This window comes from Acinetobacter sp. ANC 4636, assembly GCF_054454555.1.
Window position 1 is genome coordinate 1 of record NZ_JBTKVD010000006.1, and the last position, 26,615, is coordinate 26,615.

The following is a 26,615-nucleotide window of genomic DNA, read 5'->3' on the forward strand; positions in this document are numbered from 1 at the left end:
TGCATAATATCTGTTGTGATATTTAAACCGAGAATTTAGATTCTCGGTTTACTTTGTAGGTTAGTAGTTCAATTGGTAGAGCGTCGGTCTCCAAAACCGAATGTTGGGGGTTCGAGTCCCTCCTAACCTGCCATTTATTTCAAAAGTTAAAGCTTGATGCTGACTGAGCTAAATTGTCTTATAATAAGTCGCGAATTCTACGACGAGTACACCCATGTCGAATGATAAATCGCGTGACGCATTAAGCGACGCGCCAATCCCTCAAAGAAATAATTCTGCTGAAGTTGTTCGTTCTGGCTCCCCTTTGGATGTTGTCCTGTGGATTGTTGCGATTATTTTATTTATTTGTGCAACTTTGGTGAATCAGTATCTGCCAGCATACTGGGCACCAGCCAATAATGTTTGGACGCGTATAGGTGCAATTTTAGCTTGTATCATCGTGGCTTTAGGTTTATTATACGCCACCCACCAAGGTAAAGGGTTTATCCATTTACTGAAGGACGCACGCGTAGAATTACGTCGAGTAACTTGGCCAACCAAGCAAGAAACCGTAACAACCTCATGGCAAGTTGTACTTGTTGTTGTTATCGCTTCAATTGTGTTGTGGTGTTTTGACTACGCTTTGGGCTGGTTAGTGAAGTTGATTATCGGGTAAGAAGCTATGAAACGTTGGTATATTATTCATGCCTATTCAGGTTATGAAAAACAAGTGATGCGCTCACTCAAAGACCGAATCCAGCGTAGTACTGTTGCCGATAGCTTTGGTGATGTTCTTGTTCCTACCGAAGAAGTGGTAGAAATGAAGGACGGTAAAAAACGCAAGTCTGAGCGTAAATTCTTTCCTGGCTACGTGTTAGTCGAAATGGAAATGAATGACGATACTTGGCACATTGTTAAAGAATGTCCAAAAGTGTTGGGCTTTATTGGTGGTACACCAGAAAAACCTGCACCGATTACTCAGCGCGAAGCAGATGCGATTCTTGCTCGTGTACGCAGTACAGGTGAAGCACCTCGTCCTAAGACGATGTTTGAACCAGGTGAAGAATTATTAGTTATTGACGGTCCATTCACAGACTTTAAAGGTGTGGTGGAAGAAGTTCAATACGAGAAGTCACGTTTAACGTTGACGATTAATGTATTTAATCGACCAACCCAAGTTGAATTGGAATTTCGCCAAGTCGAAAAAACAATTTAATTTGAATTGGTTGGAAAACGCCCGATTTATTCGGGCATTGTTATTGTAACAATTATGTTGCGAGAATAGTTGGGGAGCCTAGCGGCGTTTGTACCCAGAGGTAACTTAAAATGGCTAAGAAGATTGACGGCTATATCAAGCTGCAAGTTCCAGCTGGTAAAGCAAATCCATCTCCACCGATTGGTCCTGCATTGGGTCAACGTGGTGTTAACATCATGGCATTCTGTAAAGAATTCAATGCTGCGACTCAAAAACTTGAAGTTGGTTTGCCAATTCCAGTCGTGATCACTGTGTACAACGATAAGTCGTTCACATTCATCATGAAAACTCCACCTGCATCTATTCTTCTTAAGAAAGCTGCTGGTATCCAAAAGGGCTCATCTGTACCAAACAAAACTAAAGTTGGTAAGTTGACTCGTGCTCAGTTAGAAGAAATTGCGACTACTAAAGAACCAGATTTAACTGGTGCTGATTTAGACGCACGTGTTCGTACCATCGCTGGTTCTGCACGTTCTATGGGCTTGGAAGTGGAGCTATAAGACATGGCAAAGTTAACTAAACGTCAAAAAGCCATTGCTGCTGCTATTGAAGCAAACAAAGTTTACACTTTGGAAGAAGCAGTACAAGTTCTTTCTAGCCTACCTGCTGCTAAATTCAAAGAGTCTTTGGATGTTGCGGTAAACCTAGGTGTTGATCCTCGTAAATCTGACCAAGTTGTTCGTGGCGCAACTACACTTCCTGCAGGTACTGGTAAAACTGTACGTGTTGCAGTGTTTGCTCAAGGCGCGAATGCAGAAGCAGCTAAAGCTGCTGGTGCAGACATCGTTGGTTTTGATGATCTTGCTGAGAGCATCCAAGGCGGCAACCTTGACTTTGATGTAGTCATTGCTGCTCCAGACGCAATGCGCGTTGTAGGTAAATTGGGTACGATCCTTGGTCCACGCGGTTTGATGCCAAACCCTAAAGTGGGTACGGTTACTCCAGACGTTGCAAATGCAGTTAAAAATGCAAAATCTGGTCAAGCACGTTACCGTGTAGACAAAGCGGGTATTATCCACGCTGCGATTGGTCAAGTAGGTTTCTCTGCTGAAGCTGTTCGTCAAAACGTTGAAACTTTGATTGCTGACTTGAAAAAGTTAAAACCAGCAACTTCTAAAGGTGTCTACATCAAAAAGATCACTTTGAGCTCAACTATGGGTCCTGGTCTTGCTGTTGATGTAAGCAACGTTTCTAACTAAGTTTCGACTTAGAAAAGAATTTTAAAGCCCTGATAGAGAAAAGTGTAAATAGCAAATCATTGATTTTCTTCTACACTTAAGCAATTTATTGCTTTCTCATCAGGCGGACTTTGAATTGATAAATGTAAATTTATCAGCGTCAAAGACCTCGGGCGAAAAAAGTTTTTTGAACTTTTTTCTTAAAAAACCAGTCCGAGTAGACGCGGTGGTGTGATTTATTCATCCTCCGCGTGTAAGTTCGAAAGAACTTACGAATTGGGAGTGTGCTTGTAAAAGTACATAGATCACCGTTAGGAGGTTTACGATGGCTCTTCTTATCGAAGACAAAAAACAGATCGTTGCAGAAGTAAACGAAGTTGCTTCTAAAGCGTTTTCTGCTGTTGTTGCTGACTACCAAGGTTTAACTGTAGAAGCATTGACACAATTACGTGTTGAAGCTCGTAAGCTAGGTGTTAATACGCGTATCGTTCGTAACACTTTGGCTAAACGTGCGTTCGAAGGTACTCAGTTTGATATCTTGAACGATAACCTTGTTGGTCCAACAATTCTTGGTTTTTCAACTTCTGAAGATGACATGGGTGCAGCTGCACGCTTGTTCGAAGAATTTGCTAAAACTAACAAAGCATTTGAACTTAAAGCTGCTGCATTTGATGGCAAGGTTTATGTGGGTGCTGAAGTTAGCGTAATTGCAAATCTTCCGAACCAAGAAAAAGCGCTTACTATGCTTGCCAGTGTTCTTCAAGCTCCTATTTCGAAATTGGGTCGCCTCATTACAGCGCTCAAAGAGAAAAACGAGCCAGAAGCTGCATAAGCTTAAATTTATTTACACACCATTCAATTTCCATTTGGAGTTATTCTCATGGCTTTAACTAACGAAGAAATTTTAAACGCAGTTGCTGAAAAAACTGTTCTTGAACTTGTTGAACTTATCTCTGCTTTTGAAGAGAAATTCAACGTATCTGCTGCTGCTGTAGCTGTTGCTGCTGCTCCTGGCGCTGCTGCTGCTGTTGAAGAACAAACTGAATTCAACGTTGAGTTGACTTCTTTCGGTGCTAACAAAGTTGCGGTTATTAAAGCAGTTCGTGAAGCTACTGGCCTTGGTCTTAAAGAAGCTAAAGATCTTGTTGAAAGCGCTCCTTCAGTTGTTAAAGAAGCAGTTTCTAAAGAAGACGGCGAAGAACTTAAGAAAAAACTTGAAGCAGCTGGTGCTACAGTTACACTTAAGTAATTTGCAAGGGAGTCAATTATTTTTAATTGGCTCCTAAAAAATGGCTGATGGCTCTTGGGTCATCAGCCTTTTTGCGTTACAATAATCGGCTCGATTTTTGTTCTTATCGAATGAAAACGAATATTTTATAAAATAACGCAATATATCAAACGCTTACCAATATTTTTCAATAAAAAATATTGTTAAGCGTTTTATTACCACTCTAAATTGCAGCATTTGTAAGTAGTGGTGGCCATATCGGCCTGCGTAATTCCATCTAAATCCGAACTGCAGGCGGATTTAGTTTTGTACTTTCCGAGGACTCCAAATGGCATACTCATATACCGAAAAAAAACGGATCCGTAAGAATTTTGGTAATTTGCCTAAAGTGATGGACGTTCCGTACTTGCTTTCGATTCAAGTCGACTCGTACAGAACATTCTTACAAGATGGCAAAACACCAAAAAATCGAGAAGATATCGGTCTTCAGGCCGCATTTCGTTCAGTTTTTCCAATCGAAAGCTATTCTGGCAATGCTGCTTTAGAATTTGTTGAGTATAGCCTTGGTAAGCCAGAGTTTGATGTTCGCGAATGTATTCTTCGTGGCTCAACTTATGCGGCACCAATGCGCGTAAAAATTCGCTTGATCATTAAAGATCGCGAAACTAAATCAATCAAAGACGTTCGTGAACAAGAAGTCTATATGGGTGAAATGCCACTCATGACGGAAAATGGTACGTTCGTGATTAACGGGACTGAGCGTGTAATCGTATCTCAGTTGCACCGTTCTCCTGGCGTATTCTTTGACAGTGACAAAGGTAAAACGCACGCCAACAAAACTTTATATTCTGCTCGTATTATTCCTTACCGTGGTTCATGGTTGGATTTCGAATTTGATATTAAAGATTTGGTTTACGTACGTATCGACCGTCGTCGTAAATTATTGGCAACAGTTATTTTACGTGCGTTGAATTACACAGATGAACAAATCCTGAACTTGTTCTATGAAAAAGTTCCTGTGTATGTCGATATGGGCAGTTACCAGATTGAATTGGTTCCAGATCGCCTGCGTGGTGAAATGGCACAGTTCGATATCGCTGACAGCTCTGGCAAAGTGATTGTTGAACAAGGTAAACGTATTAACGCACGCCATGTACGTCAAATGGAAGCTTCAGGTCTGACTAAACTGCCTGTTCCAGACGAATACTTGTATGAGCGTATTATTGCAGAAAACGTGACTTTACGTGATGGTGACGTGATTCCTGCAAATACCTTGCTTAGCCATGACATTATGGTGAAATTGGCTGAAGGCGGTGTTAAGCAATTTAACATCCTGTTTACCAATGATATTGACCGTGGTTCATTTATTGCAGACTCTTTACGTGCAGATACAACATCTAGCCGTGATGAAGCTTTGGTTGAAATTTATAAAGTGATGCGCCCAGGCGAGCCACCAACCAAAGAAGCAGCAGAAAACTTGTTCCATAACTTATTCTTCTCTACAGAACGTTATGACTTGTCACCTGTAGGTCGTATGAAGTTCAACCGTCGTTTGGGTCGTCCATACGAAGTGGGTACAGATCAGAAATCTCGCGAAGTTGAAGGTATCTTGTCGAATGACGATATCATTGATGTAATGCGTATCTTGATCGAAATCCGTAACGGTAAAGGTGAAGTCGACGATATCGACCACTTGGGTAACCGTCGTGTTCGCTCTGTGGGTGAAATGACTGAAAACCAATTCCGTGTTGGTTTGGTTCGTGTTGAACGTGCTGTAAAAGAGCGTTTAAGCCAAGCAGAAACTGATAACCTGTCTCCACAAGATTTGATCAATGCTAAACCTGTCGCTGCGGCAATCAAAGAATTCTTTGGTTCAAGCCAGTTGTCTCAGTTTATGGATCAAAACAACCCGTTGTCTGAGATTACACACAAACGTCGTGTATCAGCACTCGGACCTGGTGGTTTGACTCGTGAGCGTGCAGGCTTCGAAGTGCGTGACGTACACCATACACACTATGGTCGTGTATGTCCGATTGAAACGCCTGAAGGTCCAAACATTGGTTTGATCAACTCGCTTTCTGTGTATGCAAAAGCCAATGACTTCGGTTTCTTGGAAACTCCGTACCGTAAAGTTGTTGATGGTCGTGTTACTGAAGAAACTGAATACCTGTCTGCAATTGAAGAAGTAGGTACAGTTATTGCGCAAGCCGACTCAGCAGTCGATGCTGAAGGTAACTTGATCGATGAGATGGTTACAGTTCGTCACCAAGGTGAAACTGTACGTATGCCACCTGAAAAAGTGACGCATATGGATGTATCTGCACAGCAGGTTGTATCTGTTGCGGCATCATTGATTCCATTCCTTGAACACGATGACGCGAACCGTGCATTGATGGGTTCAAACATGCAACGTCAGGCTGTTCCGACTTTGCTTGCTGACAAGCCACTTGTTGGTACAGGTATGGAAGCAAACGTAGCACGCGACTCTGGCGTGTGTGTGATTGCGAACCGTGGTGGTGTGATCGAGTTTGTTGACGCTTCACGTGTTGTAATTCGTGTCAATGAAGATGAGATGATTGCTGGTGAAGCTGGTGTCGACATCTATAACTTGATCAAATATACACGTTCAAACCAAAACACCTGTATCAACCAGAAAGTTCTTGTGAACTTGGGTGATAAAGTAGGTCGTGGTGATGTATTGGCTGATGGTCCTTCTACCGATGGCGGTGAGTTGGCATTGGGTCAAAACATGCGTGTTGCGTTCATGACTTGGAACGGCTTTAACTACGAAGACTCGATCTTGCTTTCTGAACGTGTACTTCAAGAAGACCGTTTAACCTCGATTCATATCCAAGAATTGTCATGTGTAGCACGTGATACTAAATTGGGTGCAGAAGAAATTACGGCTGATATTCCTAACGTTGGTGAAGCCGCACTGTCTAAACTGGATGAGTCTGGTATCGTTTATATTGGTGCTGAAGTAACAGCAGGGGATATCCTTGTTGGTAAAGTGACACCAAAAGGCGAAACTCAGTTAACTCCAGAAGAAAAATTGCTTCGTGCGATCTTTGGTGAAAAAGCGGCTGACGTAAAAGACTCTTCTTTACGTGTTCCGTCAGGTACTAAAGGTACAGTTATTGATGTTCAAGTCTTTACTCGTGATGGTTTAGAGAAAGACGAACGTGCACAAGCAATTGAAAAAGCACAACTTGATGCTTACCGTAAAGATTTGAAAGAAGAATTCAAAATCTTTGAAGAAGCAGCACGTGAACGTATTATTCGCTTATTGACAGATCAAGAATCTAATGGCGGTGGTACAACTAAACGTGGTGACAAGCTTGCTGAATCTGTTCTATCAGGTCTTGAGTTGGTTGATTTACTTGAGATTCAACCGACTGATGAAGCAATTGCCGAACGTTTAAGTCAAATTCAAGTGTTCTTGAAAGAGAAGAGCGCTGAAATTGATGAGAAATTTGCTGAGAAAAAACGCAAACTTTCAACAGGTGACGAACTTACAACTGGCGTATTGAAAGTTGTAAAAGTTTACTTGGCAGTGAAACGTCGTATCCAGCCTGGTGATAAAATGGCAGGTCGTCACGGGAACAAAGGTGTTGTATCAAACATCTTGCCTGTAGAAGACATGCCACACGATGCCAATGGTGTTCCTGTTGACGTGGTATTGAACCCGCTGGGCGTACCATCACGTATGAACGTGGGTCAGATTCTTGAAACTCACTTAGGTTTGGCTGCAAAAGGTCTGGGCGAGCAAATCGACAAGATGCTTAAACAGCAACGCACGATGGCTGAACTACGTGATTTCCTTGACAAGATCTATAACAAAGTCGGTGGTGAGCAAGAAGAGCTTGATACCTTGACTGATGAAGAAGTCTTGAAACTTTCAGGTAACTTGCGTAAAGGTGTGCCTTTGGCAACACCTGTATTTGATGGTGCTGAAGAAAGCCAAATCAAAGAGTTACTTGACCTTGCAGGCTACTCGAAGACTGGTCAAATGGAGCTGTACGATGGTCGTACAGGTGAGAAATTTGATCGTCCTGTCACTGTTGGTTATATGTACATGCTCAAATTGAACCACTTGGTTGATGACAAGATGCATGCGCGTTCAACGGGTTCTTACTCGCTTGTAACTCAACAGCCGCTTGGTGGTAAAGCACAGTTCGGTGGTCAGCGTTTCGGTGAGATGGAAGTCTGGGCACTTGAAGCATACGGTGCAGCATACACACTTCAAGAAATGCTCACTGTTAAGTCGGATGACGTTGAAGGTCGTACCCGCATCTATAAGAACATTGTAGATGGCAACCATTATATGGATCCAGGTATGCCTGAATCATTCAACGTATTGACCAAAGAGATCCGTTCTTTAGGTATCAACATTGAACTGAAAAATGGTGACTAAGCCCTAAACTGCTTAGATTTTTCAGGAAAAAACAATATTTGTGACCCAGCCGAGCGAGTTATGCTCCTCGGCACACGGAGAAAAAAATTGAAAGACTTGCTCGATATCATGCGTAAGAAGACGGACTCTGACGGTCATGCTCCAGTAGAGTTTGATCGCATCCGTATTGGTCTTGCGTCACCAGAAATGATTAAGTCGTGGTCTCACGGTGAAGTTAAAAAGCCAGAGACAATCAACTACCGTACCTTTAAACCAGAACGTGATGGTTTGTTCTGTGCCAAAATCTTTGGTCCAGTAAAAGATTACGAATGCTTGTGTGGTAAATACAAGCGTATGAAATATAAAGGCGTCATTTGTGAAAAATGTGGCGTTGAAGTAACAACTGCAAAAGTTCGTCGTGAACGTATGGGTCACATCGAGCTTGCATCACCAGTAGCACACATCTGGTTCTTGAAATCATTACCAAGCCGTATCGGTTTGCTTCTTGATATGACATTACGTGATATCGAACGTGTATTGTATTTCGAATCATACGTTGTGACTGATCCTGGTATGACTCCGTTCGAGAAGTATCAGCTTCTGACTGACGAAGAATACTTCAATGCACTTGAAGAACACGGTGATGAATTCACTGCGAAAATGGGTGCAGAAGCAGTTCAGGACTTGTTGAAAGACATCGACCTTGAAGCTGAAATCACACGTTTGCGTGAAGAAATTCCTCAAACAACTTCTGAAACGAAGTTGAAAAAAGCGTCTAAGCGCTTGAAATTGATGGAAGCATTCAAAGAGTCAAACAACAAGCCAGAATGGATGGTGATGAACGTACTTCCAGTACTTCCACCAGACTTGCGTCCACTTGTACCACTTGAAGGTGGTCGTTTCGCGACTTCTGACTTGAACGACCTTTACCGTCGTGTGATCAACCGTAACAACCGTTTGAAACGCCTTCTTGACTTGGCTGCACCAGACATCATCGTACGTAACGAAAAACGTATGTTGCAAGAGTCTGTGGATGCCTTGTTAGACAACGGTCGTCGTGGTCGTGCAATTACAGGTTCGAACAAACGTCCGCTTAAATCTTTGGCTGATATGATCAAAGGTAAGCAAGGTCGTTTCCGTCAAAACTTGTTGGGTAAACGTGTTGACTATTCTGGCCGTTCGGTAATTACCGTAGGTCCATCTTTACGTTTGCACCAGTGTGGTCTTCCGAAGAAAATGGCACTTGAACTATTCAAGCCGTTTATTTTCGCGAAACTGCAAGCTTCAGGTCAGGCAACAACCATTAAAGCTGCGAAGAAAATGGTTGAACGCGAGACTCCGGAAGTTTGGGACGTTTTGGCATCTGTGATTCGTCAGCATCCAGTGATGTTGAACCGTGCGCCAACACTTCACCGTTTGGGTCTTCAAGCATTTGAACCAATCCTGATTGAAGGTAAAGCGATTCGCCTACACCCACTCGTATGTACAGCGTTTAACGCCGACTTCGACGGTGACCAAATGGCGGTACACGTACCATTAACACTTGAAGCTCAACTTGAAGCTCGTGCGTTAATGATGTCAACCAACAACATCTTGTCACCTGCCAATGGTGAGCCGATTATCGTACCTTCTCAGGACGTGGTCTTGGGTCTTTACTACATCACGCGTGATGCGGTAAATGCCAATGGTGAAGGCATGGTATTTGCGGATACTCATGAAGTGAACCGTGCGCTTGCAACAGGTCAAGTGGCGATGCACGCTCGTGTAAAAGCGCGTGTACACCAAACTGTAATTAACGAAAATGGCGAACGTGAAAAACAGACCATTATTGTTGATACAACGCCTGGTCGCTGCTTACTTTGGGAAATCGTACCTGAAGGTCTAAGCTTCGAGTCAATCAACCTTGAGATGACCAAGAAAAACATCTCAAAACTGATCAACTCTTGCTACCGTAAATTAGGTCTTAAAGATACCGTTATCTTTGCTGACCAATTGATGTACTTGGGCTTCCGTCAAGCGACTCGCTCTGGTGTATCTGTGGGTATGGAAGACATGCTCATTCCACCACAAAAACAAGCAATTATTGCCAAAGCAGAAGCTGAAGTCCGTGAAATCGAACAACAGTTCGAACAAGGTTTCGTAACTGCGGGTGAACGCTATAACAAAGTGGTCGATATTTGGGCGCGTACCAACGACCAAGTTGCCAAAGCGATGATGGACAACTTGTCTTATACTCTTGTGAAAAACAAGAAAGGTGAAGATGAGAAACAGAAATCATTCAACAGTATCTACATGATGTCTGACTCTGGTGCGCGTGGTAGTGCAGCACAGATTCGTCAGCTTGCTGGTATGCGTGGTTTGATGGCTAAACCAGATGGTTCGATCATTGAAACGCCAATTAAAGCGAACTTCCGTGAAGGTTTGACAGTACTTCAGTACTTTATTTCAACCCACGGTGCGCGTAAAGGTTTGGCGGATACAGCATTAAAAACTGCGAACTCGGGTTACTTGACACGTCGTCTTGTAGACGTTGCACAAGACTTGGTGATCACTGAGCCTGACTGTGGTACAGCAGGCGGCCTAGTCATGACTCCACTCATTCAAGGTGGTGACGTGATCGAGCCATTACGTGACCGCGTATTGGGTCGTGTAACTGCAGAAGACGTAAAACGTGCATCTGATGATGAAGTTGTATTACCTCGTGGTACTTTAATTGACGAGAAAATTGCAGCTTATCTTGAAGAAGCAGGTGTCGATGAAGTTAAAGTTCGTTCAGTTGTAAACTGTGAATCTACATTTGGTGTATGTGCACGTTGTTACGGTCGTGACTTGGCTCGTGGTCACTTGGTAAACCCAGGTGAATCTGTTGGTGTAATGGCAGCACAGTCAATTGGTGAACCAGGTACACAGTTAACCATGCGTACGTTCCACGTAGGTGGTGCAGCGAGCCGAACTTCTGCGGCAAACAGCGTACAAGTGCGTAACAAAGGTACAGTACGTTTCCACAATGTGAAAACTGTACAACATACCAAAGGTCATTTGGTTTCTGTTTCACGTTCAGGTGAAATCGGTATTGCAGATGATTTAGGTCGTGAACGCGAGCGTTATAAACTTCCTTACGGTGCAAGCATTGTACTGAAAGATGGTGAAGTGGTTGAAGCTGGTGGTATCGTTGCGACTTGGGATCCGCATACCCATCCATTGGTAACAGAAGTTGCTGGTAAAGTACGCTTCTCGCAAATCGCTGATGGCGTAACTGCAACATCGAAAACTGATGATGCAACGGGTATGACCACAGTTGAAATCTTGCCTGTAACTGCACGTCCTGTAGCTGGTAAAGATATGCGTCCTGCGATCGTGCTTGATACGGCTGATGGTACTGAACAGTTCTACTTCTTGCCACAAAACACAATCGTAACTGTACGTGATGGTGAAACGATTGGTGTGGGTGACGTTATTGGTCGTGTACCACAAGAAACGTCACGTACTCGTGACATTACCGGTGGTTTGCCACGTGTTGCGGACTTGTTCGAAGCGCGTAAACCGAAAGAACATGCAATCTTGGCTGAAGTGTCAGGTGTTGTAAGCTTCGGTAAAGAAACCAAAGGTAAGAACCGTTTGGTTATTGCTCCAGATGATGGCTCTGAAATCTATGAAGAGCTTATTCCGAAATGGCGTACCATTAACGTGTTCGAAGGCGAGCATGTCAACCGTGGTGAAACCATTTCTGATGGTCCACAAAACCCACATGATATCTTACGCTTGAAAGGCGAAGTGGCGTTGACCAACTACATCGTGAACGAAGTTCAGGACGTTTACCGTCTGCAAGGTGTAAAAATCAACGATAAGCACATTGAAGTCATCGTACGTCAAATGTTACGTAAAGTTGATATCACTGATGGTGGCGATACAAGCTTCATCAAAGGTGAGCAAGTCGATTACATCCGCATGGTACAAGAAAACCAAGCAGTTGCAGCGCAAAACAAATTCCCAGCGAAATTTGAGCGTCAATTGATGGGTATTACCAAAGCGTCGCTTTCTACTGACTCGTTCATTTCTGCTGCATCGTTCCAGGAAACCACTCGTGTGTTAACTGAAGCGGCTGTAACAGGTAAAGAAGATGAATTGCGTGGTCTGAAAGAGAACGTGGTTGTAGGTCGTTTGATTCCTGCAGGTACAGGTCTTGCGTATCACTTGGAACGTCGTCGTCAAGAAGCTGAAGCTGCGGAGTTTGAACTTCACAATGACTTTAGTGATGTTGACCAGGCGTTTAGCCAAGCATTAAATGAAAGCCAATTCTAAGTTTGAATTGACTGACTAAAAAAGAGAGCCTTTCGAGGCTCTTTTTTTTGTTTATATACTTTGAAAAATAATGAATTTGAAAACTTAAAAGAATGAATTTAGAAGAAGCAACGCAGAGGTTTAATCAAGCTGTATATTTTTATAATAACAATGAATTCGATAAACTACAGATCAAACTTTCGTTGTAAAACGCTCACATAATCCGTTTAGAACTTAATCAAGCAAAACAGATTTTACTTAACCATTTAAAGAATATGCTTAGCATAAAAATTCATAAACAGGATTCTGGATTATTTGAGATTGTGAATTAAAACGGTTTATGATCTTGAAATAGCCTTTAAAAAACTATTCAGGAAGACTCATGACAACAGATGCACAATTTCCAACGCCAGCCAATTTAGGTATTGCGGTTTATGCCAACAACGCTGAAGCAATTGGTAACACGCCACTGGTTCGCATTAACCGTATTATTCAAGGTGGCGCAACCGTTTTAGCAAAAATAGAAAGTCGTAACCCTGCATTTTCAGTGAAATGCCGCGTGGGTGCAGCGTTGGTCGCAGATGCTGAAAAACGTGGTGTGCTTAAAGCAGGCATGCATATTGTTGAGCCAACCAGTGGTAATACAGGTATTGCTTTGGCATTTGTAGCGGCTGCAAAAGGTTATCCGATTACCTTAACTATGCCTGCCAGCATGAGCCTAGAACGTCGTAAGGTACTGAAGGCACTTGGTGCAAACTTGGTACTAACTGAACCTGCAAAAGGCATGAAAGGTGCGGTAGATGAAGCAATCCGCCTTGCCACTGAACAGCCAGAGCTTTACTTTCTGCCACAGCAGTTTGAAAATCCTGCCAACCCGCAAATCCACCAAGACACGACAGGGCCTGAAATTTGGCAGGCGACAGGCGGTCAAGTTGATATTTTGGTGTCAGGTGTTGGAACTGGCGGTACAATCACTGGGATTTCACGTTACTTTGAACAAGTACAAAACAAGCCATTGTACTCAGTTGCAGTTGAACCTGCGGAATCGCCGATTATTAGTCAATACCGACGTGGCGAAGATATTACTCCAGCACCACATAAAATTCAGGGGATTGGTGCAAACTTCATTCCTAAAAACCTAGACCTGAGTTTAGTCGATGAAGTTCTACCAGTGACTAGTGAAGAAGCTTTGGAATGGGCACGTAAAACTGCAACTCAAGAAGGTATTTTGGTGGGTATTTCATGTGGTGCAGCATTGGCAGCAGCAGCGAAACTGGCTGCACGTCCTGAAAATGCTGGAAAAACCATTGTGGTGATTTTGCCAGATAGTGGTGAGCGCTATTTGTCTTCGGTATTATTTGAAGGTTTATTTACTGAAGAATAAGCTCAGCCTACAAAGTGAAGTTGTAAAAAGACAAGGTAAATGCCTTGTCTTTTTTATTATCAGGTTCCATCTTGCTGTGCGCTGCGGCGACGTTCTGCCAAGCGTTGTAGCCAGACCTGCTTGGTCTGTGGTTTGATAAATAAACCGACAATTTCAGGATGCATGTGTTTGACGCGCATTTCCAGGCGGTTAACACAAGCTTCAATCTCATCGGAAGTCAGGTTATCTTTAAACTCCAAACTGAGCGATGCAATCACCTGATGTGCACCCATTTGCTGGGTGAGTACGCCATTGGCATGTAACACAGCATAATCTTGCTGTACCAGTTCTAAAATATGCTTCGGCAGCGCAGGATCGGCAGATTCACCCATAAGTAGACCTTTGGTTTCACGTGCCATAAAAAATGCCACCACCGCCAAAATACAGCCAATCAGGATAGAGGCAATACCATCCAGCACAGGGGCATGATAATAATGCGAAAGGAATACGCCTAAAAAAGCGATCATTAAGCCTAATAATGCTGCGCTATCTTCAAATAAAACGGTAAAAGTGGTCGGGTCTTTGCTTTTGCGAAAGGCTTCAAAATATCCCATATCGCCTTTGTATTTGCGAAAGCCTTTGAGCGCTAGTAACCAAGAAAAACCTTCACAGACAAATGCAATGACAAGAATGACATAGTTAATGACGGGCGAAGTGATGGCTTCAGGTTCAGCAATATGATGAAGACCCTGATAAATTGACACCACTGCACCCAGTGCAAAAACCAGTAACGCTACAATAAATGACCAGAAATACAGTTCACGACCATAACCAAACGGATGCTCTTCATCGGGCGTTTGCTGGGATTTTTTTAAACCGTGCAACAACAAAATTTCGTTGAGTGTATCGACCACCGAATGCACCGCTTCACTGAGCATGGCGGCACTCGAAGTGAGAAAAGCTGCAATAAACTTAGCCACCGCAATAATAAGATTGCCAACTAAGGCAATATAAATGACGCGGCGGTTACTGGAGGCTTTTTTCATAGATGGCCCTTAAAATAATCTGGGAATCTGGTTTTGATTCATCAATATTGTACGCTTTGCCCAATGGATAATCATAAAAAATGCCCTGTTGGATGTACCAGCAGGGCATTCAAATCATGCAAAATAAGTTCTAGAGTTTTGATCGGTTTTTCGGTTTAACTAAAAACTTATGTGCAACTGCGAGGAAGATGAGCCAAATTGCCCCGACATAGAGCGCTGGGCGTGAGTCTGGGAAATAACCAATCATGGCAATCACAAAAATCATAAATGCTGTGGCAATGATTGGAGCAACTGGCCAGCCGATGATTGGGAAATCTAGCTTCTTGATATCTTCTGCACTGAGTTTTTTCCGCATTCCCATTTGCGCTAGCAAAATCATGAGCCATACATAAACCGTTGCAAATGTTGCAATTGAAGCAATGATTTCAAAGACATTTTGTGGAATCAGATAGTTTAAAACTACACCAGCCAAAAGCACGACGGTCATGACCACAACAGGCATGAGTGGTGCGCCATTTTTTGAGGTTTTACAGAAAATTTTCGGAGCATGACCTTTGAGTGCCATACCGTACATCATGCGACCTGCGCCAAATACATCACTGTTAATGGCAGAAATAGCCGCAGTAATGACCACGATATTCAGGATTGCTGCCGCTGATTTAATGCCTAGACCTTCAAAAATCTGAACGAACGGGCTACCTGCAGTTCCAATTTGGTTCCATGGGAAAATTGACATTAAGACAAAAATCGTGAGGACATAGAACAGAATAATACGGATCGGCACGGCATTGATGGCACGTGGAATCGCAGTTTTCGGGTCTTGGGTTTCGCCCGCAGTCACCCCAATAATTTCAATTCCGCCAAACGCAAATACCACCACGGAGAAACAGGCAATAAAGCCAGAAATTCCGTTTGGCATAAAGCCGCCATGCTGCCACAAATTGGCGATGCCTGGGGTAAAGTCACTATGGGGTATGTGCATGCCATACAACATGATGCCAAACCCACCCAAAATCATGGCAATAATCGCAGTGACCTTGATAATAGACAGCCAGAATTCGACTTCACCATAGACTTTGACATGAATCAGGTTAATCGCGCCCAAGAATAAAATGACCGAGAGTACCCAAATCCAGCGCGGAACATCGGGAAACCAAAACCCCATGTAAATACCAAATGCAGTCACATCAGCAATTGCCACAATGACCATTTCAAAGACATATGTCCAACCCGTGGTAAAACCTGCCAATGGGCTGAGATACTCAGAGGCATAATGGCTAAAGGAGTCTGAAACAGGGTTGTGTACCGCCATCTCACCAAGTGCGCGCATCACGATATAAATGGCTACACCTGCAATCATATAGGCAAGTAAAACAGATGGTCCTGCCTGCTTTATTGCAGATGCCGAACCATAAAATAACCCCGTTCCAATCGCCGAACCTAGCGCAAGGAAACGGATGTGACGCGTATTCAGCCCGCGCCGTAAAGTAGATGTCTCTGACATTATTCACTCCAATTCATGCGCGGATATTGTATAGAAGCTTGACTGTGAGTTCACACAATATTTGCCCAGCTCCAGTATTTCCTGATGAATACTGAAGAATTTGTGCTATATGCATGTCTTTTGATCAATTACAAAAAAAAGTAATAAAACGATTGGTTGTAACAAAATGTTATGATTTTTTACTACAAAAAAGTTTAGTCTGATACTGAAAGACAACATAGTCTATTCGGAGCAAAATGATGAAAAAATTACTCGGTTTATGTGCACTTACTGCTTTATCTGGCATGATGCTGGTTGGCTGCCAAAGTATGTCACCTTCTGAGCAAAATATTGGTGCGGCAGCGTTAGGTGGTGCAATTGGTGGTGGTGCTGGTAACCATGTAGGTGGTGGTTTAGGTGCGGGCGTTGGTGCTGCTGCAGGTGCAGGTATCGCCAGCCATACCCAAGGTGGTTCAAGAACGACAACAGGTAGTGCAATTGGCGCAGGCGTGGGTGCAGTCATTGGTAAAGCGGTATTAGGTGGTGATGCAGGTGCAGCAATCGGTGGTGCAATTGGTGGGGGCGCTGGTGCTGCTATCCAAGAAAACAAATAAACGTTTGTCGCGTTGATTCATAGGGCTATACTTCGGATAGCCCTTTATTTTTTGACCAATGATCATGTTATAGAAATTAATTACAACAATAATTACGTTCATTATTTTTCAACTCAACATTAGCTTGGTGAACACCCATTCAGCTATTTAAGTCAATCCAGATCTGCCAAATTGAAACAGTTGTTTTGTACTATGAAAATGCCTTGGGCAGATCTTGGTATAGGTTGAATCTTGTATGAGGGATGCTGATTTTTGAAAATTAAAAAATAAGCTTAGCATAATAATCACAAATATTATTTAAAATAAACTTGTTTCAAAAATTGTTTTATTTATGATAATTAATTATAAGTTAATTGTTTTAAATCAGATTAAAACGGTTGGAATAATATTATTATAATCAGATTAAAAAGGTTGGATTAATCGTTTTTAAATCAGATTAAAATAGTTTGATATAATAAATTGTTATTTTAAAACCCAACTAAATCAATATGATTTAAAAATAAATTTTAATTAAAACAATATATTATAAATAATGTTTTGGTTGTTGTTAAAAAATGTATTGCATTCGTTTAAATCAGCTCTTAATATTTAATTAATTTATAAAAGGGGTTATTAACATGTTGAAAAAAACATTAGTCCTAGCATTATTAGCGGCTTCATCTGCAACATTTGCAGGTAATTGGCAAGTGAAAGTTGGTGGCAGCGTTGTTGCTCCGTCAGAAGATAATAATACATTGGCAAATGGTGCGTTAACGCACGTTAAAGCTGATAGCGCATACAGCTTTACACCATCTGTAGAATATTTCTTTGGTCAAAGTAATGTTTCTGCTGAATTGTTGTTGGCAACACCATTGAAGCATGATGTAAAAACAAATGGTCAAAAAATTGCATCTTTTAAAGAATTACCACCAACATTGACTGTTAAATATAATTTTAAAAACTCAACTCGCTTTACGCCATATATTGGTGTAGGTGCTACAGCAGTGATTCCATGGGGTGAAAAAATTGCTGTTGATGGCGCTAAGCTTAAAGCAGACAATGCTTATGGCGTTGCAGGTCAAGTCGGTTTTAACTTCCAGCCTGCTGATGCGAAAAACTGGGGTGTTTTCGTAGATGTGCGTTATGCAGACATTGGTTCTGAGCTTAAAGTCAATGGTACAAAAATTGGTACTTTAGATGTGAACCCTTGGGTTTATACCGTTGGTTATAGCTACCGTTTCTAAGTCTCTTTGCAACAGAGTTAGAATTAAAAACCTCATTCATTTGAATGAGGTTTTTTTATGCCTGATACAGTAGATGTACTGAATTGCCTTATAAATATAATGGGTTGGAGAGCTTTTAAACTTTAGACTAGAGTGACCAGACAGATTATAGAGGAAAGTATGATGACTCAATTATCTATCGGATTTTGTATTTTGGTTTTGGGAATTTATTCGCAAGCTCAGGCAGCCAGTTTTTCTTGTGACAAAGCCCGTTTAAAGGCAGAAAAAACCATTTGCCAGCGACGTTCACTGAATGATGCTGATGTGAAAATGGCAACCACCTATCAAATTATCCTGCATGCCTTGCCCATGGGTGGACGTGATCAACAGAAAGAAATTCAATGGCAATGGCTCCAATCCCGTAATGCCTGCGGAGCAAATGTTCCTTGTTTAAGCAAAGCTTATGAGCAGCGCCAACAACAGCTCGATACAATGATTCAGCAGCGTATTTTGAATCATGGACCTTTTTAGGGTGAAAAAAATTATATTGTAAGCATTGAAAAATTTCAGAATTACTCCATTCATAAAGCATTCAAGAAAAAATACCGATGTATATTTAAAGGAGTGATTCATGAGCGAACAAAAAGCGTCACAAAATTATAGTTTCCAAGCAGAAGTTGCCCAACTTTTGCATCTCGTGACACATTCACTATATTCCAACCCAGAAATCTTCTTACGTGAATTGATTTCAAATGCGTCAGATGCGTGTGATAAATTGCGTTTTGAAGGTATCAATCATCCAGAATTTTATGAAGATGATGCTGATTTGCATGTACGTGTCAGTTTAGATAAAGAACAAAAAACCATTACCATTTCGGATAACGGGATTGGTTTAACGGCACAAGAAGCGATTGAAAATCTGGGAACAATTGCCAAGTCAGGTACCAAGGACTTTATGTCTAAACTGACAGGTGATCAAAAATCGGATGCTCAGTTGATCGGTCAGTTTGGCGTTGGCTTTTACTCGGGTTTTATTGCTGCCGATAAAATTACAGTCGAGTCACGTCGTGCAGGGGTAGCTGCATCTGAAGGGGTTCGCTGGATTAGTGGCGGTACAGGCGAGTTTGAAGTTGAACAAATTGAAAAAGCTTCACGCGGTACAGACATTATTTTGCATTTGCGTGAAGATAAGCTGGATTACTTAGAATCTTATAAAGTTAAGCAAATCATCAACAAATACTCTGACCACATTAGCTTGCCAATTCAAATGCAAAAAGAAGTTTGGCAGCAAGAAGAAGTGGCTGAAGGTGAAGAACCGAAAGCAGGTCAGTACGTTAAAACTGACGAATGGGAAGCGGTTAACTCGGCAAGTGCGCTGTGGACACGTAACAAAAATGACGTGACTGAAGAGCAATATGTTGAATTCTATAAAAACTTAACTCATGACTATGAAGCACCACTGGCGTGGGCGCATAACCGTGTTGAAGGTAATACTGAATATACTCAGCTTTTATATATTCCAAGCAAAGCACCTCAAGATATTTTCACCCGTGAAGCGAAAGCAGGCATCAAGCTGTACGTAAAACGCGTGTTTATTATGGATGATGCAGACAACCTGATTCCAAATTATTTACGTTTTGTACAAGGGGTTGTGGACAGCGCTGACTTGCCATTGAATGTCAGCCGTGAATTGTTACAAGAAAGCCGCGATGTCAAAACCATTCGTGAGGGTAATGCGCGCCGTATCTTGACTGTAATTGATGGTTTAGCCAAATCAGAAGACGAAAAAGATCAGGAAAAATTCAAGCAGTTCTATGCTGAATTTGGTGCTGTACTCAAAGAAGGTTTGGGTGAGGACTTTGGTAACCGCGAGCGTATTTTAAAAATCTTACGTTTTGCGACATCAAATAACGACGAAATCAGCACTTCTTTAGCTGACTATAAGGCACGTATGAAAGAAGGGCAAAAAGCCATCTATTACGTGACTGCTGACAGTTTAGCGGCTGCGAAAAACTCGCCACAACTTGAAGTCTTCAAGAAAAAAGGCATCGAAGTATTGTTGATGGCAGACCGTGTCGATGAATGGGCAATGAACTTTGTTCATGAGTTCGATGGTACGCCAATGCAAAGCGTGTCTAAAGGTGCGGTAGACTTAGGCGACTTGCAAGATGCTGAAGAGAAAAAGGCACTGGAAAAAGCCGCTGAAGATTTCAAACCAGTGGTTGAAAAATTGTCTGACTCACTCAAAGACAAAACCAAAGAAGTACGTGTAACGACCCGTTTGGTGGATTCACCTGCATGCTTAGTCACCAGTGAGGGCGAACTGTCACCACAGTTACTGCGCATGTTGAAACAGGCAGGTCAGGCAGTACCTGAAAGCAAGCCGATTCTTGAAATTAACCCTGAACACCCCTTGGTGAAAAAACTTGATAGCTCAGAGCAGTTTGATGACTTAGCCAATGTGATCTTTGATCAGGCCGTGATTGCAGAAGGTGGCTTACCTGAAGACCCTGCGGCATATGTAAAACGGATTAACAGCCTGTTATTAAAATAATAGTGTGTTAAATCTAAAAAGCCTCTGTAAATCAGAGGCTTTTTATTTTTCTAAAGACAGAAAGTAAAATTTATACAGGATCAATATGGGTAATCACATCAATCACTCGATGTTTCTGCATAATCTGGTTTCGGACATTGACCGCAATATCGTGGCCTTCACGTACACTGAGTGAACCCTCAACTTCGATATGTGCATCAACAATAATCATGTCACCCATTTTACGGCTACGGATGTTATGTACGCCACTGATACCAGTTGTTGTTAAAAAGGTTTGGCGAATCGCCTCGACTTCACTTTCATCGGCAGCACGATCCATCAAATCACTCAGCGCGTCCCAACCGAACTCAACACCCATTTTTAAAATAATAAAGCCAACGATCAAAGCTGCTATCGGGTCTAAAATCGGATAACCCATGATGTTACCAATAATACCGACCATCACCACCAAAGATGAGGCAGCATCCGAACGCGCATGCCAGGCATTTGCGACTAGCATGCTGGATTTGACTTGTTTGGCGATACGAAGCATGTAACGGAATAGCAGTTCTTTAGCGATCAGGGCAGTCGCTGCAACATAAATCGCAACGCTATGTACTTGTGCAATCTGTTCATGATGCATAATTTTATTAATTGCAGAGATCGACATGCCAACCCCTACACCGACCAATAGAAGTCCTAGTACAAAAGAAGCTGCATTTTCAAAGCGATAGTGCCCAAATGGGTGATCATCATCGGCATCTTTCTGGCTAAAGTGATTGGCAATTAATACAATAAAGTCAGCAACTAAATCACTTAAAGAGTGAATACCATCGGCAACTAGACCTTGTGATTTAGAAAAAATACCGATCATGATTTGCAAAATAGATAGACATAAATTGACGACCACGCTGACCCAAGTGGTTTTACTGGCAGCTTTAGCCCGTTGTTCTGGATGAATGAAATCATCTTCATGAGTATCATCAAAATGCGGTATTAACATAAGTAAAATGAAATAGCTGCAGAAGGAAAGCCAAGTTTACGCTATTTTTTAGCCAAATTGAATTGTTATTTTTTAAAAAATATTTAAAAATCAGTTATTTAGTTAATAATAATCTTGGGGATATTGAAAATAATTTCACTTTGGAAATGCTTCTTATCTTGATCAATCTATCTGTTGGTTTAGAAGTTAGTTTGAAATTGTAGTGAGGTACTGAAAATATGACGTCCCTCATTATTGGTTAACTCCTTGTAATAAGAGACTTCATTTTCGATATAAATCCAGTTATACAATAATGGTCTTCGCCAAGAGACATAAGGTCCCCAGCTTTGTAACTCGATATCACGCTTGGTCTTGTCATAAATACCGCTCGAATAAATCCCATAAGTTAAACGCTTGTCGTTAGGAAATTGCTGCTGGCGAAATAGATGGTTATCCCAGGTATAGGTTTCATCAAAGGTTTTGACGACTGAAAACTGTGTTGATGCAAGCGTTGTTTTAGACTCTTGCTGTGTAAGTTTAAAATTGGTTTCCGAGTAGTTACGGCTTTGTGCACCATAGCGAAAAGTTTGCGCCGCGTTAAAGCTAAATTTTGGGGTGAGCTTCCAGTTTTTTTCAGCGCTGAGTTCAACATAAACATCAGAAGGTGAATTTGACCCCAGGTTCATATCATTTTGAAAAGGTAACATTTTGGATAAATCTGACAGCACATGTTTGACCCAGTGATTGTCAGTACTGGTTTTTTTATGGACTGCTTTCTGTGTACGGTTTTCACCAAATATGCGGCGTTTACGACGATTCTGCTCAGCTTTTTGTGCTTTTTCTGCCAAAGAATCTTGAGAAAATACGGCCATTAGCTCTTCACTGAGTTGTGGTGAATAGGGATCAAACTCAGGCGCATATGGATTTTCTGGTAAATTTTGAAATGGCGAAGGTGGCCATAACCGTGAGGGTTGCAGATTGTGTAACCGACAGATATTTTCATTGGAAAATGAGAATAAGTGATGTTGTTGTTCTTGGTTAAGTAATTGGTTTGCAACAGTATTTGTAGAAACAAATAGTGTCATAATCAGCAATTTTCGATTTATAAAAGCATTGAAATAAATCATGGGCATAAAATCATCAAAAGCATTGATGTAGCATATGAGAATAAATCTGCTATTTTAAAAGCTGCTTAAAAACTAATGTTCTGCCAACAGTTTTTGGGTTTGAGCATATAAAGTTTCTGCACGAATGGGTTGAGGCAAGACCTCGATAATTTCACGAAATAGTTGCCAGCTCACCCCATCTTGGCGTGAAAACAAAATACATGGATAACCGAGCTCGTCAGGGTCAAGTTGTAGCCGTTTTTCACCATGCAAGACCCGATACTTTTGTCGTTCTTTAATCAGTAGCAAGGGGGTTTCTAAATTGGCTTCACTTTCTTCAAAAGGAATAAAACGCTGCGGCAAAATCATTGAGGCTGGAATAAACGGGTACATATATTGCTGTTGCCACAGATTTTTGGCATTTAAATACTCATTGAAGAGGAGTTCAATGCGGTCATAACTGGCCTGAAACTGACCCCATGAGAGGGTTTTGACACTGGCTAAGATCGTATCGGTCTGCAAACAATATTGCTGTGCGAGCTGCCCTGCGGTCTGAATATCACGAATGCCTAAAATGGCAATATAGCCTAAAAACTGCCCGTTTGTATTGATGCGTTCAGCAACGACTGTCGGAGCCTGCTGCATTTCATTGACCCGTTGAGACAAACTAAAGCAGGTGAGGTAGTTTGAAATATGGTCATGACTTTGAAAAATGACTTCAAAACATAACTGGCTAAAACCTTCAATTCGAATCGGGGAAGTTTGGTGAATATTGATTGAATGATCGATTTTTTCTGCAGAAGGCTGTTGAGGCATGTCATCTGAAATTTCAACGCTCGGTAACTGGTCGGGCGTTTGCTGTTCTGCCCGAACTGCAGGTTGAATACCCAGACGTTCATTAAATTCATCATCTGTCAGTAAACACTGCAACAGGTTTTGTTGCTGTAACATCCATTGATAGCCTTCGTTTAAATGTCCTTTCCAACTACAGTGAATAGCCCCACGTCGCGCTTGTGGAATGAGCCAGACTTGCCAAAGCCGCTCTTCCTGATTATATAAAATTGCCCATCCCATGTTGGGGTTCTGATTCAGCGCCTGTAACAGTAAGGAGCGGTCATAAAACAACCCCCGATAGCTATTTTTAAATTTGGACAGCTTCAGCAGTTCATTACTTAAATGCACATGTGCTTCAGAAGCAATATGTGTTCCTTTCGGTGTCCGAAAGGTAATTGGTTTTTCACAGAGTTGAAAAATTTCTTTGAGATGGTGGGTTGCCTGAGCACGCTTAAACAGGGGGAGATGCTCATTGTCAATCATGACAATAGTTTGATGAATATCTTTAATCAGTAATGCTTTTTCTAATAAATTCATTGTTAATAGCTCACTTGCTAATATAGTTTTTAGCTTTGTTGAGATATTGTGTCAGTATCTGATTCAGGGCTAATTCCAGCATCCGATATTCTTTAGTCTCTTGATTTGTATAGTAGTTTGCAAGTTCGATCAGTTCGTCTAAATTCAGCTGATCATAGCGAACTTTTTCTTGTAAAAATTCTTGTAACTTTAGCATGGTAGCCTGACTAAAAAGCACAGATGGCTTTAATTATAAACAACTTCATTCAGTTTAAAACATATGTTTAATAAAAACATTTTTAGATCGTTAAATAATTTGTAACTCATTTATATAATTAATATTTAATATGAATAGTGTGGCATTTTCTGGTTTTAAAAAAGCGCAGATTTACTGCGCTGCTGAAGGTGGGATTTGACATTGCTCATCATCACAACGAGCTGCATCGGTATTCTGTTGAATATGAGTCGCTTGTTGCAGGGCTTGTAAGAAGATTTCGCGCGGCTGAGCGCCTGAAAGTGCGAACTTTTGTTCAAAGACAAAAAAAGGTACACCTGAAATATTGAGCTGTTCATGTGCAATTTTTTCATCATGACGCACAAATTCGGCAAACTCGTCTGAATCGAGTACATACTCAACTTCGGCATGATCTAGCCCGATACGTGAGGCAATTTCTTCGATGACTTCACGTTCACCAATCGCCAAACCTTCGGTCATGTAGGCATGAAAAAATGCTTCTTTGGCTTGATTACCCAGACCTTTACTTTGTGCCAGATGAATAATGCGATGCGCATTGAAACTATTGCCTGAATTGGCTTTTTCCCACTGGAAGTCAATGCCCTCACTGGCAGCAAGCGCAGCAACATTGCGTTCCATATCCTGCATTTCGGCAAAACTGCGACCGTATTTTTGGGCTAGACGCTCAGTATTGCTCAGCGTATGTCTGGCTGGTGCATCTGGGTCGAGCTCAAAACTATGCCAATGAATGTCAAGTTCAATGCCTGCTTCTTGTGCGACATGTTCTAAACGCTTTTTGCCAATATAGCAAAACGGGCAGACCACATCTGACCAAATATCTACACGCATATTCAGATTCTCTGATAAATAGACTTTGCATAGTAAAGCTTAGATTGGGGAATGAAAAGCTGTGCCATAACAGCCTGCTGATATTTAAGCGATAACCATAAAAGAACGATATTTATTTTTATCAGCAAGGTCGTAGATTTACCCTTCAGTGAAAAAGCCAGATCTACAAGTGTGTGGACATGAGCGCTTTAAGTAGGCAATTGAAAGCCTCGAGATAGTCGATGGATGAATAAATATATATAGATTGATAAACAGCTTCGATTTTTATTCAAATGTTATGGTTTTTGAAGAACGCTTGATTTATGTATCTTATATTTGTAAATCTTATTTTTTAAATAAAAATAAATCAATTTTATTGATAATTGGGTTGTTTTAAGATAATCACAAATACCCACAGGATATTTGTGATGCAACAGCCACAACAGTTGATTCGACATTTCACCCCGAACTGGCTTACGGTCAATATGGGAACCGGAGTCGTCGCACTACTCTTGAGTGCATCTCCGCTGATGACTGCATTTTGTGAGGAATTGGCATGTATATTGTGGTTGGCAAATATTGTGCTGTTTATCTTATTTGTCGTGTTGTATAGCTTACGTTGGCTTTTTTATTTTCATGAAGCCAAACAGATTTTTCAACATTCAAGCATGGCATTTTTCTTTGGCGCGATTCCAATGGGATTAGCAACCATCATCAATGGTCTGGTTAAATTCATGCCGCAACATTTGGCCTTGGCTGAGTTGTTATGGGGCATCGATGTCATCTTGGCGGTGACTGTGGCGGTGGGTGTACCGATGCTGATGTTTGTGTATCAGCAGCATCAGTTAAACACCATGACGGCGATTTGGTTATTACCCATTGTGACGGCAGAAGTGGTGGCAAGCTCTGGAGGTGTTTTGCTCGCACATTTGCCTGCCAGTCAAGCTGCAATGAATTTACTCTTTGGCTGCTATGTTTTATGGGGAATGTCAGTTTTACCCGCATTTGCAGTATTAACGATTTTATTGCTGCGCTTGGCACTGCATCGTTTACCTGAAGCACAAATGGCAATGTCTGTTTGTCTGGCATTGGGACCTATTGGTACAGGTGCGCTGGCATTGCTGCTGTTGGGACAACAAGCTCCACGTATTTTGGCAGCCTGTCATTTGGTCGAACTCGGCAATTTGATGCATTATGCTGGCATTTGGATCAGTTTTATTTTGTTGGGCTTTGGGTTGTGGTGGTTCGCTATCGCATTGTTTACGATCTATAAACATAGTCGTACAGGGTTGAGCTTTAATCTGGGATGGTGGGGGCTGACTTTTCCTTTGGGTGTGTTTGATCTGGCGATTTTAAATCTTGCCCAGCAAATCCAGAGTCAGGCTTTGTTGTATATCGGTTTCAGCTTTGCGGGATGTATTGTGCTGTTATGGGCAATGGTGATGGTAAAAACCATACAAGGCGCTTATCGGGGTTCATTGTTTTTTTCACCATGTTTAATGTCAATGCTTGAAAAAGCATGATCTAATGCTGAAATAAAATACAAGAAGTCAGAACCT

The 26,615-nt window shown here is 41.7% G+C and carries 21 protein-coding genes and 1 tRNA gene; 15 read left to right on the forward strand and 7 right to left on the reverse strand.

The features are described from left to right. Positions 1–57 precede the first annotated feature (57 nt). The 10 genes from ACX1N5_RS07875 (at position 58) to cysK (ending at position 13,698) form a co-directional block, all read left to right on the forward strand. Positions 58–133, forward strand: a tRNA-Trp gene (locus ACX1N5_RS07875). A gap of 81 nt (positions 134–214) precedes the next feature. Continuing rightward, the gene (secE, locus tag ACX1N5_RS07880; protein ID WP_004749887.1) at positions 215–655 is read left to right on the forward strand and encodes a preprotein translocase subunit SecE; all 441 of its coding nucleotides are present in this window, start codon (positions 215–217) and stop codon (positions 653–655) included. A 6-nt stretch (positions 656–661) separates the two neighbouring features. Beyond that, a complete protein-coding gene (gene nusG, locus ACX1N5_RS07885; RefSeq protein ID WP_004749886.1) occupies positions 662–1,195 on the forward strand; it encodes a transcription termination/antitermination protein NusG in 534 nt (177 codons plus the stop codon). A gap of 110 nt (positions 1,196–1,305) precedes the next feature. Next, positions 1,306–1,734: a 50S ribosomal protein L11 gene (gene rplK, locus ACX1N5_RS07890; protein WP_004637639.1), complete on the forward strand. Its 429-nt coding sequence runs from the start codon at positions 1,306–1,308 to the stop codon at positions 1,732–1,734. Positions 1,735–1,737: 3 nt separating this feature from the next. After that, positions 1,738–2,433, forward strand: a complete 696-nt coding sequence (gene rplA, locus ACX1N5_RS07895; protein ID WP_004749885.1) for a 50S ribosomal protein L1 — start codon at positions 1,738–1,740, stop codon at positions 2,431–2,433. Positions 2,434–2,737: 304 nt separating this feature from the next. Then, a complete protein-coding gene (gene rplJ, locus ACX1N5_RS07900) occupies positions 2,738–3,244 on the forward strand; it encodes a 50S ribosomal protein L10 (protein WP_004749884.1) in 507 nt (168 codons plus the stop codon). 48 nt (positions 3,245–3,292) lie between these two features. Beyond that, positions 3,293–3,661 carry a 50S ribosomal protein L7/L12 gene (gene rplL, locus ACX1N5_RS07905; RefSeq protein ID WP_004749883.1) on the forward strand — a complete coding sequence of 123 codons (369 nt, stop codon included), beginning with the start codon at positions 3,293–3,295 and terminating at the stop codon, positions 3,659–3,661. A 307-nt stretch (positions 3,662–3,968) separates the two neighbouring features. Further along, positions 3,969–8,054, forward strand: coding sequence for a DNA-directed RNA polymerase subunit beta (gene rpoB / locus ACX1N5_RS07910; protein WP_004749882.1), 4,086 nt, complete (start codon positions 3,969–3,971; stop codon positions 8,052–8,054). Positions 8,055–8,141: 87 nt separating this feature from the next. After that, positions 8,142–12,335: a DNA-directed RNA polymerase subunit beta' gene (rpoC, locus tag ACX1N5_RS07915; protein WP_034425647.1), complete on the forward strand. Its 4,194-nt coding sequence runs from the start codon at positions 8,142–8,144 to the stop codon at positions 12,333–12,335. A 361-nt stretch (positions 12,336–12,696) separates the two neighbouring features. Further along, positions 12,697–13,698 carry a cysteine synthase A gene (cysK, locus tag ACX1N5_RS07920; protein WP_458801580.1) on the forward strand — a complete coding sequence of 334 codons (1,002 nt, stop codon included), beginning with the start codon at positions 12,697–12,699 and terminating at the stop codon, positions 13,696–13,698. A gap of 59 nt (positions 13,699–13,757) precedes the next feature. On the opposite strand, the gene ACX1N5_RS07925 is transcribed toward cysK, so the two are convergent. Further along, complete coding sequence (locus ACX1N5_RS07925) at positions 13,758–14,723, reverse strand: cation diffusion facilitator family transporter (protein WP_458801578.1); 966 nt, start codon at positions 14,721–14,723, stop codon at positions 13,758–13,760. A 130-nt stretch (positions 14,724–14,853) separates the two neighbouring features. Further along, on the reverse strand, positions 14,854–16,227 hold the full coding sequence (locus ACX1N5_RS07930; protein WP_131381439.1) for an amino acid permease: 1,374 nt from the start codon (positions 16,225–16,227) through the stop codon (positions 14,854–14,856). Between the two features lie 239 nt (positions 16,228–16,466). On the opposite strand from ACX1N5_RS07930, the gene ACX1N5_RS07935 reads away from it, so the two are divergent. From ACX1N5_RS07935 to htpG, 4 genes are all read left to right on the forward strand, one after another. After that, the gene (locus ACX1N5_RS07935; protein WP_004749875.1) at positions 16,467–16,820 is read left to right on the forward strand and encodes a YMGG-like glycine zipper-containing protein; all 354 of its coding nucleotides are present in this window, start codon (positions 16,467–16,469) and stop codon (positions 16,818–16,820) included. Positions 16,821–17,437: 617 nt separating this feature from the next. Further along, the gene (locus ACX1N5_RS07940; RefSeq protein ID WP_131381438.1) at positions 17,438–18,043 is read left to right on the forward strand and encodes an OmpW/AlkL family protein; all 606 of its coding nucleotides are present in this window, start codon (positions 17,438–17,440) and stop codon (positions 18,041–18,043) included. A 159-nt stretch (positions 18,044–18,202) separates the two neighbouring features. Then, positions 18,203–18,553 (forward strand): lysozyme inhibitor LprI family protein, encoded by a 351-nt coding sequence (locus tag ACX1N5_RS07945; RefSeq protein WP_458801575.1) that lies wholly within the window; start codon positions 18,203–18,205, stop codon positions 18,551–18,553. Between the two features lie 100 nt (positions 18,554–18,653). After that, positions 18,654–20,576: a molecular chaperone HtpG gene (gene htpG / locus ACX1N5_RS07950; protein WP_004749872.1), complete on the forward strand. Its 1,923-nt coding sequence runs from the start codon at positions 18,654–18,656 to the stop codon at positions 20,574–20,576. Positions 20,577–20,646: 70 nt separating this feature from the next. On the opposite strand, the gene ACX1N5_RS07955 is transcribed toward htpG, so the two are convergent. The 5 genes from ACX1N5_RS07955 to ACX1N5_RS07975 all read right to left on the reverse strand — a co-directional run bounded on the left by ACX1N5_RS07955 (position 20,647) and on the right by ACX1N5_RS07975 (position 25,077). Further along, the gene (locus ACX1N5_RS07955) at positions 20,647–21,558 is read right to left on the reverse strand and encodes a cation diffusion facilitator family transporter (RefSeq protein WP_458801573.1); all 912 of its coding nucleotides are present in this window, start codon (positions 21,556–21,558) and stop codon (positions 20,647–20,649) included. Positions 21,559–21,737: 179 nt separating this feature from the next. Beyond that, positions 21,738–22,622 (reverse strand): hypothetical protein, encoded by an 885-nt coding sequence (locus ACX1N5_RS07960; protein WP_458801571.1) that lies wholly within the window; start codon positions 22,620–22,622, stop codon positions 21,738–21,740. A 114-nt stretch (positions 22,623–22,736) separates the two neighbouring features. After that, on the reverse strand, positions 22,737–24,014 hold the full coding sequence (locus ACX1N5_RS07965) for a hypothetical protein (protein WP_458801569.1): 1,278 nt from the start codon (positions 24,012–24,014) through the stop codon (positions 22,737–22,739). Positions 24,015–24,024: 10 nt separating this feature from the next. Continuing rightward, positions 24,025–24,210 carry a hypothetical protein gene (locus ACX1N5_RS07970; protein WP_458801567.1) on the reverse strand — a complete coding sequence of 62 codons (186 nt, stop codon included), beginning with the start codon at positions 24,208–24,210 and terminating at the stop codon, positions 24,025–24,027. Between the two features lie 171 nt (positions 24,211–24,381). Next, positions 24,382–25,077: a DsbA family oxidoreductase gene (locus ACX1N5_RS07975; protein ID WP_458801565.1), complete on the reverse strand. Its 696-nt coding sequence runs from the start codon at positions 25,075–25,077 to the stop codon at positions 24,382–24,384. Between the two features lie 407 nt (positions 25,078–25,484). Between ACX1N5_RS07975 and ACX1N5_RS07980 the strand changes: the two genes are divergently transcribed. Further along, positions 25,485–26,579, forward strand: a complete 1,095-nt coding sequence (locus tag ACX1N5_RS07980) for an SLAC1 family transporter (protein ID WP_458801563.1) — start codon at positions 25,485–25,487, stop codon at positions 26,577–26,579. The last annotated feature ends 36 nt before the right edge of the window (positions 26,580–26,615 follow it).

What these genes read in the sequence shown, in the direction of transcription:
- secE (WP_004749887.1), top strand. Translation starts at nt 215, where the DNA reads ATGTCGAATGATAAATCGCGTGACGCATTAAGCGACGCGCCAATCCCT.
- nusG (WP_004749886.1), top strand. Translation starts at nt 662, where the DNA reads ATGAAACGTTGGTATATTATTCATGCCTATTCAGGTTATGAAAAACAA.
- rplK (WP_004637639.1), top strand. Translation starts at nt 1,306, where the DNA reads ATGGCTAAGAAGATTGACGGCTATATCAAGCTGCAAGTTCCAGCTGGT.
- rplA (WP_004749885.1), top strand. Translation starts at nt 1,738, where the DNA reads ATGGCAAAGTTAACTAAACGTCAAAAAGCCATTGCTGCTGCTATTGAA.
- rplJ (WP_004749884.1), top strand. Translation starts at nt 2,738, where the DNA reads ATGGCTCTTCTTATCGAAGACAAAAAACAGATCGTTGCAGAAGTAAAC.
- rplL (WP_004749883.1), top strand. Translation starts at nt 3,293, where the DNA reads ATGGCTTTAACTAACGAAGAAATTTTAAACGCAGTTGCTGAAAAAACT.
- rpoB (WP_004749882.1), top strand. Translation starts at nt 3,969, where the DNA reads ATGGCATACTCATATACCGAAAAAAAACGGATCCGTAAGAATTTTGGT.
- cysK (WP_458801580.1), top strand. Translation starts at nt 12,697, where the DNA reads ATGACAACAGATGCACAATTTCCAACGCCAGCCAATTTAGGTATTGCG.
- ACX1N5_RS07925 (WP_458801578.1), bottom strand. Translation starts at nt 14,723, where the DNA reads ATGAAAAAAGCCTCCAGTAACCGCCGCGTCATTTATATTGCCTTAGTT.
- ACX1N5_RS07930 (WP_131381439.1), bottom strand. Translation starts at nt 16,227, where the DNA reads ATGTCAGAGACATCTACTTTACGGCGCGGGCTGAATACGCGTCACATC.
- ACX1N5_RS07935 (WP_004749875.1), top strand. Translation starts at nt 16,467, where the DNA reads ATGAAAAAATTACTCGGTTTATGTGCACTTACTGCTTTATCTGGCATG.
- ACX1N5_RS07940 (WP_131381438.1), top strand. Translation starts at nt 17,438, where the DNA reads ATGTTGAAAAAAACATTAGTCCTAGCATTATTAGCGGCTTCATCTGCA.
- ACX1N5_RS07945 (WP_458801575.1), top strand. Translation starts at nt 18,203, where the DNA reads ATGATGACTCAATTATCTATCGGATTTTGTATTTTGGTTTTGGGAATT.
- htpG (WP_004749872.1), top strand. Translation starts at nt 18,654, where the DNA reads ATGAGCGAACAAAAAGCGTCACAAAATTATAGTTTCCAAGCAGAAGTT.
- ACX1N5_RS07955 (WP_458801573.1), bottom strand. Translation starts at nt 21,558, where the DNA reads ATGTTAATACCGCATTTTGATGATACTCATGAAGATGATTTCATTCAT.
- ACX1N5_RS07960 (WP_458801571.1), bottom strand. Translation starts at nt 22,622, where the DNA reads ATGACACTATTTGTTTCTACAAATACTGTTGCAAACCAATTACTTAAC.
- ACX1N5_RS07965 (WP_458801569.1), bottom strand. Translation starts at nt 24,014, where the DNA reads ATGAATTTATTAGAAAAAGCATTACTGATTAAAGATATTCATCAAACT.
- ACX1N5_RS07970 (WP_458801567.1), bottom strand. Translation starts at nt 24,210, where the DNA reads ATGCTAAAGTTACAAGAATTTTTACAAGAAAAAGTTCGCTATGATCAG.
- ACX1N5_RS07975 (WP_458801565.1), bottom strand. Translation starts at nt 25,077, where the DNA reads ATGCGTGTAGATATTTGGTCAGATGTGGTCTGCCCGTTTTGCTATATT.
- ACX1N5_RS07980 (WP_458801563.1), top strand. Translation starts at nt 25,485, where the DNA reads ATGCAACAGCCACAACAGTTGATTCGACATTTCACCCCGAACTGGCTT.